A 12246-nucleotide genomic window follows, 5' to 3' on the forward strand; every position below is an offset into this window, starting at 1 on the left:
TCCCGGCCGGTGCGCTCAGTGCCCGGTGTCGATGCCGGCCAGGACCAGCCGCAGCTCCGCCGCGCCCTCCGCGGTCACCCGGATCGGCACGCCCCAGTCCTGCTGGTGCACATGGCACGCCGGGTACTCCACCGGCTTCCCGTCCGCCCCCACCGCATCGCACGACGCCGCCATCGCGGACACGTGCAGCACGCCCTCGCCCACCGCGGCGTCGAGCACCAGCGCCCGCGTGAGGTCGGTTCCGGCGCCCTCTCCGGCCGTCAGCAGCTCCGGGGGACTGCCCTCGACCACCAGGCGCGTGGCGGGCCCGTAGCGGTCGTCCAGCTTCTGCCCCGGCGGCGCGTCGAACACCACGGTCAACGCCAGGGAGCCGGGTGCCAGTTCGACCGGCGGGCGGCGGGTCCGGTGGGCTTCCTCGGGCACCGTGAGCGCCTCGTCCGGGATCCGGATCCGGGTCAGGCGGTGGCCCGCCGATTCGGCGACCATCACGTACACGCCGTCGTCGTCGGCGACCACCACCGCGTCCGCCGGTTCGCGCAGCCCCGTCGCGAGCGTGGTCACCTTGCCGGTGCGCGGGTCGTAGCGGCGCAGCGCCTGGTTGTACGTGTCCGACACCGCCACCGAGCCGTCGGGCAGCACCGTGACGCCCAGCGGGTGCTGGAAGAGCGCGTGCCGGGCGTCGCCGTCGCGCAGCCCGAAGTCGAACAGGCCTTCGCCCACGGCGGTGCGTACTTCGCCGTCGGTCAGCGCGCGCAGCGCGGACGTCTCGGCGTCGGCGATCCACAGGGTGTGCCCGTCGGGCGACACGGCCAGCCCGGACGGCTGGGCGAACCAGGCGGTCTCGACGGGCCCGTCCTCCAGGCCTTCGTTCGTCGTGCCGGCCAGGACGTCGACCGCCTCGCCGACCGGGTCGAACTCCCACAGCTGGTGCACGCCCGCCATCGCGACCACGACGCGGCCGCCGAACCAGGCGACGTCCCACGGGCTCGACAGGTCGACTTCGCGGGCGCCGCCGGACGTCGCGGCGCCCTGCCACCACTGGCGGCCGGTCCCGGCGACCGTGCGGACCGTGCCGGTGGCCAGGGAGACGCCGCGCAGGGCGTGGTTGGCGGTGTCCGCGACGACGATGTCGTAGCCGACGTGCGCGGCGACTTCGGCGGGGAGCAGGGCGACGCCCTGCGGTTCGGCGAAGCTCGCGTGCCGGGGGCCGCCGTCGACCAGGCCGCGGCGGCCGCTGCCGATGCGGCGCAGGACGGTGACGCCGTCGTCGGCGAGTTCCACGAGCGAGTGGTGGCCCGCGTCGGACGCCAGCAGCGTGCCGGACGGCAGCCGCAGCACCTTGCCGGGGAACCGCAGGTCGGTGTGCGGGGGTTCGGCGGGGATGTAAGGGCCGTCGCCGCGGTGCAGGGTGCGTTTGTCCTCGTGCTCGCTGACGAGTTCGGCGACCAGCGCGTCGATCGCGTGGGCGTGGCCTTCGCCGGCGAGCTGGGCGACGACGTAGCCCTCCGGGTCGACGACCACGAGGGTGGGCCAGGCCCGCACGGCGTACTGCCGCCAGGTGGCCATGTCGGGGTCGTCGAGGACGGCGTGGTGGATCTCGTGGCGCTCGACGGCGGCGCGGACCGCCTCGTGCTCGGTCTCGTGCGCGAACTTGGGCGAGTGCACGCCGACGACCACGAGGACGTCGCGGTACTTCTCCTCCAGCGCACGCAGCTCGTCGAGCACGTGGAGGCAGTTCACGCAGCAGAAGGTCCAGAAATCCAGGAGGACGATCTTGCCGCGCAGGCCGGCCAGGGTGGGGCTCTTGCCTCCGGTGTTGATCCAGCCTCCGGCCCCGACCAGTTCGGGAGCGCGGACGCGGGCGCGGCGCGTCGACTCGGTCATGATCCCAAGTCAAACACCTGGATCGCCGGAATCGGGGCAACGACGTCGCGGGCGCGCGGGGGTGCCCGCGACGGGGCGGTCCAGGGGCGGCTCAGCCGAGGCGGCGGTCCTTGAGCACCGGGAAATCGGCGCGGGTCTTGGCCACCAGCGCGGTGTCGATCTCGGCGGTCAGCACCTGGCCCCCGGCGCCCGCTTCGGCGACGATCTCGCCCCACGGGTCGACGACCATGCTGTGCCCGCCCTGCGGCATGTCCGCCTGGGTGCCGGCGGTGTTGCAGGCCAGGACGAAGACCTGGTTCTCGACGGCGCGGGCGCGGGCCAGCAGCCGCCAGTGCTCGACCCGGCGGGCCGGCCACGCGGCCGGAATGACGAGGACTTCGGTGCCCTGGTCGAGGAGCAGCCGGAACATCTCCGGGAAGCGCAGGTCGTAACAGGTCGCGAGGCCGAGGGTGCCGTACGGCGTGGGGCAGGTCACCAGGTCGGTGCCGGGGCCCATGAGCGCGGCCTCGCCGCTGTCGAAGCCGAAGCGGTGGATCTTGCGGTACGCCGCACGGCGGACGCCGTCCGGGCCGAACAGCAGCGACGTGTTGTAGTGCGCGCCTTCCGGGCCGCGCTCCACGATGCTGCCCGCGTGCAGCCACACGCCGGCGTCGCGGGCCGCGGCGGACATGGCCTGCGCGGTGGGGCCGTCGAGGTCTTCCGCGTCGGCGTCCCAGCGGGCGTAGTCCCAGCCGCCGGGCAGCCAGAGTTCGGGCAGCACGACGAGGTGGTCGCCCGTGCGGGCGCGGACCTGACCGGCGGCTTCGGCGAGGCGGCTTTCCGCGGGCTCGGCAAGGTCGACTTCGAGCTGAATCAGCGAAACCCGCATGCAGACCACCACTTCCCGTCGAACGTTCCTCCGAGCAACCCCCGCACGGCGCGGCGGAAGGCGGTCCGCTTCGCGCGAACCCGCTCCGCCAGGCCCCTTCGCAGCGTAACGTGCCTGCCAGGACCCCGGTCCGGACGGGCCGACGCAGCGTCGACACAGAGGTCACCCGTGAGCAATGATCCCCAAGACCTGGGATATCTGGTCGAAGCGTGGGAGCAATCCATACGCTCTCTTTCCGACGTCGTCTCCGGGCTGACGGAAGGCCAGTGGAACCGGGCGACGGAATGCCCCGGCTGGTCGATCCGCGACGTCGTGTCGCACGTCATCGGCGTCGAACTGGAGCTGCTCGGGGATCCCCGGCCGATCCACACCCTGCCGAGCGACTTGGCGCACGTGCGGCCCGGCGACGAGTTCAGCCGCTACTGCGAGATCCCGGTGGACGTGCGCCGCTGCCACACCGCGGCGGAGATGACCGGCGAGCTGTCGTACGTCCTCATGCGCCGCCTGCGCATGCTGCGGGACAGCGAGACGGCGCCGGAGACCGAGGTGCGCGGCATGATGGGCCGCAGCACCCCGTACCGCCATCTGCTGCGGTCGCGCGCGTTCGACGTGTGGGCGCACGAGCAGGACATCCGCCGGGCGACCGGACTGCCGGGCAACCTCGACTCGCCCGCCGCGCAGATCTCCCGGGACTTCCTGCTGCGCCAACTGCCGCTGGTCGTCGCCGAGGACGCCAAGATTCCGGCGGGCAACGCGGTGGTGTTCGACGTGCACGGGCCGCTGGAGTTCATGCGTACGGTCACCGTGCAGCCGGGCGGCAAGGCCACGTTGGACGGGCAGGTGCCGCTGGCGCCACTGGTGCGGTTCTCGACCGACTGGGAGACGTTCGCGCGGCTGATGTGCGGGCGGATCCGGCCGCAGCACGCGGACGTGAAGGTCGACGGGGACCGGCGCGCGGCCGACCTGATCCTCGCGCAGATGGCCGTCACGCTGTAGCCCGCGGGCCGGTTCGCCGCGGCGGTTTCCGGCGCGGCGGCCGGGGGCACCTTCGCCCGCGACCGCCACGACGGCCGGGGCGGGGAAGGGACCTCCGCCATGCGCCGCCGCACCGCGCTCGCCGCACTGACCGGGCTTGCCGTGCTGCCGCCGCTGGCCGCACTGGCGTTCGACGGGCCCGACACCGCCCACGGGGCGGAGGCTGAGGCGACCGTACGGATCGTGGTGGACGCGGACGGGCCGCTGCTCGACGACGGCGGCGCGCTGTACGACGTCAGGGTCCGCAACACGGGTCCGGGTACCGCGACCGGGCTGGTGCTCCGCGCGGTCACCCGCACGTGCTCGGCGGACGGCCCGCAGGGCGTGGGCCCGTGCGTACCGGGCGCGCGCCGGTTCTTCCAGGTCGGCGACCTGCCGACGGGGAGGATGACGAGCTTCACGTACACCGTGCGGCCGGGCGGCGGCGAGGCCGCGCAGATCCGCACGTTCATGCGGGTGGTCGCGGTGGACCAGGTGAACACCGGCGGCGTCGACGGCTGCGACACCGTCGCGGACGCGCACGACAGTTGCGCGATGCTCGTCTACAACGTGCCGCGTTAGCGGGTCGATTCGGGACGCGGGACGACCGAGGGGCGGCCCCGACGGGACCGCCCCTCGGCTGCAACCAATGCCGGATCAGCCCCAGGCGATGAGCCGTTCCGGCCGTTCCAGTGCGGCTGCGGTGTCGGCGAGGACCTTGGAGCCGAGTTCGCCGTCGACGAGCCGGTGGTCGAAGGACAGCGCCAGCGTCATGACGTGCCGCGGTCTGACCTTGTGCTTGTGCACCCACGGCATTTCGCGGATGGCACCGGCCGCGAGGATGGCCGCCTCCCCCGGGTTGAGGATCGGCGTGCCGCCGTCGATGCCGAAGACGCCGACGTTGGTGATGGTGATGGTGCCGCCGGAGAGGTCCGCGGGTGCGGTCTTCCCGGCGCGCGCGGTCGCGGTCAGCTCGCCCAGGGCGCGGGCCAGGCCGAGCAGCGGGAGCGCGCCCGCGTCCTTGATGTTGGGCACGAGCAGTCCGCGCGGGGTGGCCGCGGCGATGCCGAGGTTGACCCGGTCCTTGAGGACGATCTCCTGGTTCGGCTCGTCCCACGACGCGTTGACGTCGGGGTTGCGCCGCACCGCGGCGAGCAGGGCCTTCGCGACCAGCAGCAGGGGCGAGACCTTGACGTCCGCGAACTCCGGCAGCTTGCGCAGCTTTCCGACCAGCTTGACGCTGCGCGTGACGTCGACCTGCACCCACTCGGTGACGTGCGGGGCGGTGAACGCGCTGGCGACCATCGCCTGCGCGGTGGCCTTGCGGACGCCCTTGACCGGGATCCGGCGTTCGCCGCCTTCCGCAACCGCCGAGGCCGGGGCCGCGGAGGTTTCCGCGGCCGCATACACGTCGTCCCGGGTGACCACGCCGCCCGGCCCCGTGGGGGTCAGCCGGCCGAGGTCGATCCCGAGGTCCTTGGCGAGCTTGCGGACCGGCGGCTTGGCCAGCACCAGCACACTGCCGGGGCCGGCGGCGGCCGCTCCCTGCGCGGCCGGCACCGCGGGGCGGGGCGCGGGTGCGGCGGGCGCGGGGGCTGCCGGACGCGCGGCGGGCGTCGGTCCCGCGGGCTTGTTCCGCGGCCTGCGGTGCGCGCTGGACTGGCGGACGCCGTAGCCGACGAGCACCGCTTCGCGGCCGGAGCCGGGCGAAGCCGCGTCACCGCCGCCGTTGCCGTTTCCGTTGCCGTTTCCGTTGCCGTTTCCGTTGCCGTTGGTGCCCGCTGCCGGGGCGGCCGCGGCGGCGGGCTGTTCCGGCGCGGTGTCCGCGCCGCCGCCGGCGACCTCGACGGTGATGATCGGCGCGCCGACCTCGACCGTCTCGCCTTCGCCGGCGAGGAGTTCGGTGACCACGCCGTCGAACGGGCAGGGGAGTTCGACGAGCGCCTTGGCGGTCTCCACCTCGACGATGACCTGGCCGTCGTGCACGGTGTCGCCGACCGCGACCTGCCACGTGACGATGTCGGCTTCCAGCAGGCCCTCGCCGACGTCGGGCATCACGAATGTCTGCACTGCCATATCCGGACCTCCCCTACCAGGCCAGCGAGCGGTCGACGGCGTCGAGGACGCGGTCCAGGTCCGGCAGGTATTCCTCCTCGACCCGGGACGGCGGATACGGCGTGTGGTAGCCGCCGACCCGCAGCACGGGCGCTTCGAGGTGGTAGAAGCAGCGTTCGCTGATGCGCGCGGCGATCTCCGAGCCGACACCGAGGTAGGTCGGTGCCTCGTGCACGACGACCAGGCGCCCGGTGCGGCGGACCGACTCCTCGATGACCGGGAAGTCGATCGGCGAGACCGACCGGAGGTCGATGACCTCCAGGTCCCGGCCGTCGTCGGACGCGGCAGCCGACGCGGCGTCCAGGCAGGTCTGCACCATCGGGCCGTACGCGACCACCGTGCAGTCCCGGCCCGGCCGCACGACGCGTGCGCTGAACAGCGGGTCCGGCGACGCGGCCGGGTCGACCGCGGCCTTCGTCCAGTAGCGGCGCTTGGGTTCGAGGAAGATCACCGGGTCGTCGGACGTGACGGCCTGCTGGATCATCCAGTACGCGTCGACCGGGTTGGACGGCGACACCACGCGCAGGCCCGCGGTGTGCGCGAAGTACGCCTCGGGCGACTCGCTGTGGTGCTCCACCGCGCCGATGCCGCCGCCGAACGGGATCCGCACCACGACCGGCACCTTCACGTGGCCGAGGGCTCGCGCGTGCATCTTGGCGAGCTGGGACACGATCTGGTCGTACGCCGGGTACACGAACCCGTCGAACTGGATCTCCGCGACCGGCCGGTAGCCGGCCAGCGCGAGCCCGATCGCGGTGCCGAGGATGCCCGACTCGGCGAGCGGCGTATCGACCACGCGGTCCTCGCCGAAGTCCTTCTGCAGGCCGTCGGTGATCCGGAAGACGCCGCCGAGCTTGCCGACGTCCTCCCCCATGATCAGGACCTTCGGGTCGTCCTCCAACGCGCGGCGCAGCCCCGCATTGAGCGCCTGCGCCATGGTCATCTGCTTGGGCTGATCGCTCATCGGGCGCCCTCCTCGCCGTGCGCGCCGGCGCCGTGGTCGGAGAACGACGCGTGGTATGCCGTGAATTCGGCGCGTTCCTCGTCGACCAGCGGGTGGGGTTCCGCATAGGCGTGGTCGAACATCGAGACCGGGTCGGGATCGGGCATCGTGCGGACGCCCTGCCGGACCCGCTTGGCAAGCTCGTCGCTTTCCCGTTCGAGGTCGGCGAAAAACTCGGCGTCGGCCAGGTCGTTCTTGTGCAGGAACGCCTTGAGCCGCTCGATCGGGTCCTTGAGCTTCCACGCCTCGAGTTCCGCGGCGAGGCGGTACCGGGTCGGGTCGTCCGACGTGGTGTGCGCGCCCATGCGGTAGGTGAAGGCTTCGATCAGCATCGGGCCCTCGCCGCGCCGGGCCCGGGCGAGGGCGCCGCGGGACACCGCCAGGCAGGCGAGGACGTCGTTGCCGTCGACGCGGACGCCGGGAAATCCGAATCCGGCGGCGCGCTGGTACAGCGGAACACGCATCTGGCGTTCGGTGGGCTCGGAAATCGCCCATTGGTTGTTCTGGCAGAAGAAGACCACGGGCGCATTGAAGACGGCGGCGAAGGTGAACGCCTCGCTGACATCGCCCTGGCTGGACGCGCCGTCGCCGAAATATGCGATCACCGCGCCGTCGGTGCCGGAACGCTGCAGGCCCATCGCATATCCGACCGCGTGCAATGCCTGCGCGCCGATCACGATGGTGTAGAGGTGGAAATTGTTGCCGCCCGGGTCCCAGCCGCCGTTGTTCACGCCGCGGAACATGCCGAGCAGGTTGAGCGGGTCGACGCCGCGGCACCAGGCGACGCCGTGCTCGCGGTAGGTGGGAAAGGCGTAGTCCGCGCCGGTCAGCGCGCGGCCCGAGCCGACCTGCGCGGCCTCCTGGCCGAGCAGCGAGGCCCACAGGCCCAGCTCGCCTTGCCGCTGCAAGGCGGTCGCTTCGGCGTCGAAGCGCCGGACGAGGACGAGGTCGCGGTACAAACCGCGGTATTCCTCGTCGGTGAGGTCGATCGACCAGTCCGGGTGCTCCACCCGCTCACCCTCGGGGGTGAGCAGTTGGACGAGCCCCGGCACCTGGCCGGGGGCCGGATCGGAGAGGTCGGCGCCCGAAAGCGGCCCTCCCGCATGGTCCACTGCCACGTTCACTCCTCGGTCTGTCCGGCCCGCGGGATCGCCGTGGACCGAATCCGGCTTGCCGGGTCCGGTTTCCGCGCGGGGTGTGCGCGACATACCGGGCCACGACAGGGTGGCTTACTTCCCGAAACATCATCCGCGGGCCGCGGAGCGGCCCCCGAAACTAGGATGTCCTAGGAATTCCCGAGTAAATCCGGGTTGGCACCTGCGCACAGGTGTGCTGTCTCCGGAATGCCCCGGAGGCTGCACACGGGAACGTTACCCGTCGGTCGGTGCCGCTGATAGCGGCAACCACCCGGAGAAGTCGGATCGCGTTTGTCGGACGTCGACAACAACCCGCCGGAAGATCGTTCCGCGGCGCCCCGCGACGGGCCGCCCCGGCTTGCCGAGGCCCTGCTCAGCGGGCGTTTCGCGGCCGTGTCGCGGGGCCCGGCCGAGCCCGGGGCGAGGCGGGTGCGGGCATCGTCCGGGTTCTCGTGCGAATCTGGACAAGTGACTGAACATGGAACCATCCGGGTGTTTCTTCTCGACGATCACGAAGTGGTCCGCCGGGGTGTTTTCGAGCTGCTCTCCCTGGAAGACGACATCGAGGTCGTCGGCGAAGCCGGGACGGCCGCGGAAGCACTCGTGCGAATTCCGGCCACCCGCCCGCAGATCGCGGTCCTGGACGTGCGGCTGCCGGACGGCAGCGGGGTCGAGGTGTGCCGGGAGATCCGGTCGACGATGCCGGACGTGCGCTGCCTGATGCTGACGTCGTTCTCCGACGACGAGGCGCTGTTCGACGCGATCATGGCCGGGGCGGCGGGCTATGTGCTCAAGGACATCCGCGGCTCGGACCTGGTCGGCGCGGTGCGGGACGTCGCGGCCGGCAAGTCGCTGCTCGACCCGGTGGCGACCGCGCGCGTCCTGGAACGGCTGCGCGGCGGCGGGAAGCAGGACGACCGGCTCGCTTCGCTCAGCGAGCAGGAGCGCAAGATCCTCGACTTGATCGGCGAGGGTATGACGAACCGGCAGATCGGCGGGGAACTGCACCTGGCCGAGAAGACGGTGAAGAACTACGTGTCGAGCCTGCTGGCGAAGCTGGGGATGGAACGGCGGACACAGGCGGCGGCTTATGTGGCGCGGACGAAGGCCGAAAATCGCCGGTAGCGCCGTGGTGCTTGTCACGGGCGGCGGCGTGTAGGGGTCGGGCGTGACGCCGCCGCCCGATGGTCGCCTTCAGACGCCGTAGTCCATGCCCATCGCGGTGCGGACCTCGCGGAGCGTCCGGTCGGCGATCTCGTTGGCGCGGGCGTTGCCCTCGCGGAGGATGCCGTGGAGGTACGCGCGGTCCCGCGCCAGTTCGGCGCGGCGGGCGCGCAGTGGCGCGAAATGCTCGTTGACGGCTTCGGTGACCAGCGCTTTGAGGCGCGCGGCCCCGGCGTCGCCGATCTCCGCGGCGATGTCCTCGGGGGCGCGGCCGAGGCAGTGCGCGGCGAGGAGGAGCAGCCCGGAGACGCCGGGGCGGCGGTCGGGGTCGTAGGTGATGGTGCGGTCGGCGTCGGTGGTGGCGCGGCGAATGAGCTTGGCGGTCTCGTCGGCGGTGGCGCTCAGCGCGATGGCGTTGCCGCGGGACTTGCTCATTTTCGTGCCGTCGGTGCCGAGGACGAGCGGCGCGGCGGACAGCAGCGCTTCGGGTTCGGGGAACACCCGGCCGTAGCGGTCGTTGAAGCGGCGGGCGATCGTGCGGGTGACTTCGAGGTGCGGCAACTGGTCCTGGCCCACCGGGACGACGTCCGCTTTGCAGAACAGGATGTCCGCGGCCTGGTGCGCGGGATAGGTGAACATGAGCCCGCTGACGGTGGATTGGCGCGAGTGCGCGATCTCGTCCTTGACCGTCGGATTCCGCTGCAGCTCGGCGACCGAGACCAGGCTGAGGAACGGCAGCAGGAGCTGGTTGAGCGCGGGCACCGCGCTGTGCGTGAAGACGGTCGTGCGGGCGGGGTCGATGCCGGCGGCGAGGTAGTCGAGCACGAGGTCCTCGACGTGCTCGGCCAGATGCTCGGCGACGTCGCGGTCGGTGAGGACCTGGTAGTCGGCGATGATCAGGAACGTCTCGACACCGGCGTCCTGCAGGCGGACCCGGTTGTGCAGCGTGCCGAAGTAGTGGCCGAGGTGCAGGCGTCCGGTGGGGCGGTCGCCGGTGAGCATGCGCCGCGGGGTGGGCGTGGGGACGGCGGTGTCGGCTGCGGCGGAGGTGACGAGGGTCATGGCGGGTGCTCCGGTATCTGTCGGCTGGGTGGGCACTGCCGCAAGGGCGGCCACCGCGGCCTCCGACATCGATCCGGGGCACGAAAAAGGGCCGTCCTGCGCGAACGGCCCGAGGCGTGTCTGAAGTGGCGGCCGCTCCTAAGAGGAGCGCCACCAGGACATCGCCGTGGTCTTGAGCATGAACCGAGGGTAACACCGGCGGGCTTCCCGGCGAGATGGGCTCACACCGGCACCCGCCACGTCACCGTCGTCCCCGTGCCGTTCGGGCCTGGGCCGAAGTCGGCGGTGCCGCCGAGGGACTCGGCGCGGGATCGCAGGTTGGCGAGGCCGCTGCGGCGGCCGCCCGGGGCGATGCCGACGCCGTCGTCGGTGACGGTCAGGACGGCTTCTTCGTCGACGACCAAGGAGACCTCGGTGCGGGTGGCCTGAGCATGGCGGGCGGTGTTGGAGAGGGCCTCGCGGAGTGCTGCCAGCAGGTGTTCGGCTGCTTCGTCGGGGACGCGGGAGTCGACCGGGCCGACGAACGTCACCGCGGGTTCGAAGCCGAGGGCGGGGGTGGCTGCTGCCGCCTCGCGAAGCACGCGGGCGCGGACGCCCGGGCCGGCATCTTCGGGGCCCTGTTGGAGGGCGAAGATCGTGCTGCGGACTTCGCGGATCGTCGCGTCGAGTTCGTCGACGGCCTGGTTGAGGCGGCGGACGACCTCGGGGACGATGGCGAGGCGGGCGGCGCCCTGCAGCATCATGCCGGTGGCGAACAGCCGTTGGACGACGAGGTCGTGGAGGTCGCGGGCGATGCGGTCGCGGTCTTCGTAGACGGCGAGGCGGGCTCGGTCGCGTTGAGCGCTCGCCAGGACCAACGCGATGGCCGCTTGGCCCGCGAAGGCCTGGAACAAGGTCTGTTCGGTCTGGGTGAACGGCAACGCGCCGATGCTGCGGTCGAGTTCGAGCGCGCCGAGGACCGAGCCGCCCGCGGTGAGCGGGACGAACAGGCCGGGGCCGAAGGCCCGCGATTGTTCGAGCATCACGTCCGGGTCGGTGCTCATGTCGGCGATGAACACGCTTTCGCCGGATTCGATCACCCGGGCGAGGGGTGAGTCCGGCGGGAGCACCGTCCCCGCGAGTGCGGACACGTCGTGGCCGTCGGTGATCTCCACCAGGTACGAACCGTCGCCCTGGGGAAGGTAGATCGCCGAGAAGTCCGCGGAGGCGAGAGTGCGGGCGCGGCGGGCGACGACCTGCAGGGCCTCATCCGGGTCCTCGGAGCCGACCAGGGCGGTGGTGATATCCACCGATCCCTTGATCCACTCCTCGCGTTCGCGGGCCTGCGCGTAGAGCCGGGCGTTCTCGATGGCGACGCCCGCGGCGGCGGCCAGCGCGCGGACGACCTGCTTGTCCTCGTCGCTGAAGCCGGGGCGGCCGCGCTTCTCGGTGAGGTAGAGGTTGCCGAAGACCGCGTCGCGCACCCGGATCGGGACGCCGAGGAACGAGTGCATCGGCGGGTGGTTCGGCGGGAAGCCGTACGACGCCGGGTGCAGCGTCAGGTCGTCGAGCTTGAGCGGCTCGGGGTCGTCGATGAGCAGGCCGAGGATGCCGCGTCCGCGCGGCAGGTCGCCGATCTCGGCGGCGGTCTCCGGGTCGATGCCGACGGTGATGAAGTCGACGAGGTGCCGGTCCGCGCCGTCCGGGCCGATCACGCCGATCGCCCCGTACGTCGCGTCGACCAGGTCGACCGCTTCCTCGACGATGCGGTACAGCGTGGCGTGCAGGTCGAGGTCGGCGCCGACCGCGACCACGGCTTCCAGGAGTCCTTGCAGCTTGTCGCCGGTCGCGGCGGCGCTCTGCAGGCGTTCGACGACTTCGGCGACCAGGTCGTCGAGGCCGAGCGCGGACAGTTCGGGCACCCGCGAGGAGGAGGTATCGGACGCATCGGCCATGAGGACGACCTTACGGGCAGGTGATCGTTTTTCCGGGCATCGAAAGGACACGGAACCGCAGCGGAA

At 72.1% G+C, this 12246-nt stretch carries 10 protein-coding genes; 3 read left to right on the forward strand and 7 right to left on the reverse strand.

Annotated elements, in window-relative coordinates; translation table 11 throughout:
* Positions 1–15: 15 nt before the first annotated feature.
* Both ACPA54_RS13700 and ACPA54_RS13705 read right to left on the reverse strand, forming a co-directional pair.
* On the reverse strand, positions 16–1884 hold the full coding sequence (locus ACPA54_RS13700; protein WP_423529371.1) for an NHL domain-containing thioredoxin family protein: 1869 nt from the start codon (positions 1882–1884) through the stop codon (positions 16–18).
* Between the two features lie 91 nt (positions 1885–1975).
* A complete protein-coding gene (locus tag ACPA54_RS13705; RefSeq protein ID WP_423529373.1) occupies positions 1976–2752 on the reverse strand; it encodes a carbon-nitrogen family hydrolase in 777 nt (258 codons plus the stop codon).
* A 168-nt stretch (positions 2753–2920) separates the two neighbouring features.
* Here ACPA54_RS13705 and ACPA54_RS13710 point away from each other — a divergent pair, with 168 nt between their 5' ends.
* Positions 2921–3748: a maleylpyruvate isomerase family mycothiol-dependent enzyme gene (locus ACPA54_RS13710; RefSeq protein ID WP_423529375.1), complete on the forward strand. Its 828-nt coding sequence runs from the start codon at positions 2921–2923 to the stop codon at positions 3746–3748.
* Between the two features lie 99 nt (positions 3749–3847).
* Positions 3848–4348: a hypothetical protein gene (locus tag ACPA54_RS13715; protein WP_423529377.1), complete on the forward strand. Its 501-nt coding sequence runs from the start codon at positions 3848–3850 to the stop codon at positions 4346–4348.
* Between the two features lie 75 nt (positions 4349–4423).
* On the opposite strand, the gene ACPA54_RS13720 is transcribed toward ACPA54_RS13715, so the two are convergent.
* From ACPA54_RS13720 to pdhA, 3 genes are read right to left on the reverse strand one after another with little or no spacing between them, the layout of a single operon-like run.
* The gene (locus ACPA54_RS13720) at positions 4424–5842 is read right to left on the reverse strand and encodes a dihydrolipoamide acetyltransferase family protein (RefSeq protein ID WP_423529379.1); all 1419 of its coding nucleotides are present in this window, start codon (positions 5840–5842) and stop codon (positions 4424–4426) included.
* 13 nt (positions 5843–5855) lie between these two features.
* Positions 5856–6824: an alpha-ketoacid dehydrogenase subunit beta gene (locus ACPA54_RS13725; protein ID WP_423529854.1), complete on the reverse strand. Its 969-nt coding sequence runs from the start codon at positions 6822–6824 to the stop codon at positions 5856–5858.
* A gap of 17 nt (positions 6825–6841) precedes the next feature.
* The gene (gene pdhA, locus ACPA54_RS13730; protein ID WP_423529381.1) at positions 6842–8092 is read right to left on the reverse strand and encodes a pyruvate dehydrogenase (acetyl-transferring) E1 component subunit alpha; all 1251 of its coding nucleotides are present in this window, start codon (positions 8090–8092) and stop codon (positions 6842–6844) included.
* Positions 8093–8488: 396 nt separating this feature from the next.
* On the opposite strand from pdhA, the gene ACPA54_RS13735 reads away from it, so the two are divergent.
* Complete coding sequence (locus ACPA54_RS13735; RefSeq protein ID WP_423529383.1) at positions 8489–9145, forward strand: response regulator; 657 nt, start codon at positions 8489–8491, stop codon at positions 9143–9145.
* A 69-nt stretch (positions 9146–9214) separates the two neighbouring features.
* Here the strand turns inward: ACPA54_RS13735 and trpS are convergent, their stop codons facing one another.
* Both trpS and ACPA54_RS13745 read right to left on the reverse strand, forming a co-directional pair.
* Entirely contained in the window at positions 9215–10246 is a 1032-nt protein-coding gene (trpS, locus tag ACPA54_RS13740) for a tryptophan--tRNA ligase (RefSeq protein WP_423529385.1), read from the reverse strand.
* 221 nt (positions 10247–10467) lie between these two features.
* Positions 10468–12180 carry a GAF domain-containing sensor histidine kinase gene (locus ACPA54_RS13745; protein ID WP_423529387.1) on the reverse strand — a complete coding sequence of 571 codons (1713 nt, stop codon included), beginning with the start codon at positions 12178–12180 and terminating at the stop codon, positions 10468–10470.
* Positions 12181–12246: the final 66 nt, after the last annotated feature.

The organism is Uniformispora flossi, from assembly GCF_049534875.1.
GTDB classification, from domain to species: domain Bacteria; phylum Actinomycetota; class Actinomycetes; order Streptomycetales; family Streptomycetaceae; genus Yinghuangia; species Yinghuangia aomiensis.

Coding starts and splice junctions, on each gene's coding strand:
- ACPA54_RS13715 (WP_423529377.1), top strand. CDS start 3,848: ATGCGCCGCCGCACCGCGCTCGCCGCACTGACCGGGCTTGCCGTGCTG.
- ACPA54_RS13725 (WP_423529854.1), bottom strand. CDS start 6,824: ATGACCATGGCGCAGGCGCTCAATGCGGGGCTGCGCCGCGCGTTGGAG.
- pdhA (WP_423529381.1), bottom strand. CDS start 8,092: ATGTCGCGCACACCCCGCGCGGAAACCGGACCCGGCAAGCCGGATTCG.
- trpS (WP_423529385.1), bottom strand. CDS start 10,246: ATGACCCTCGTCACCTCCGCCGCAGCCGACACCGCCGTCCCCACGCCC.
- ACPA54_RS13720 (WP_423529379.1), bottom strand. CDS start 5,842: ATGGCAGTGCAGACATTCGTGATGCCCGACGTCGGCGAGGGCCTGCTG.
- ACPA54_RS13700 (WP_423529371.1), bottom strand. CDS start 1,884: ATGACCGAGTCGACGCGCCGCGCCCGCGTCCGCGCTCCCGAACTGGTC.
- ACPA54_RS13745 (WP_423529387.1), bottom strand. CDS start 12,180: ATGGCCGATGCGTCCGATACCTCCTCCTCGCGGGTGCCCGAACTGTCC.
- ACPA54_RS13705 (WP_423529373.1), bottom strand. CDS start 2,752: ATGCGGGTTTCGCTGATTCAGCTCGAAGTCGACCTTGCCGAGCCCGCG.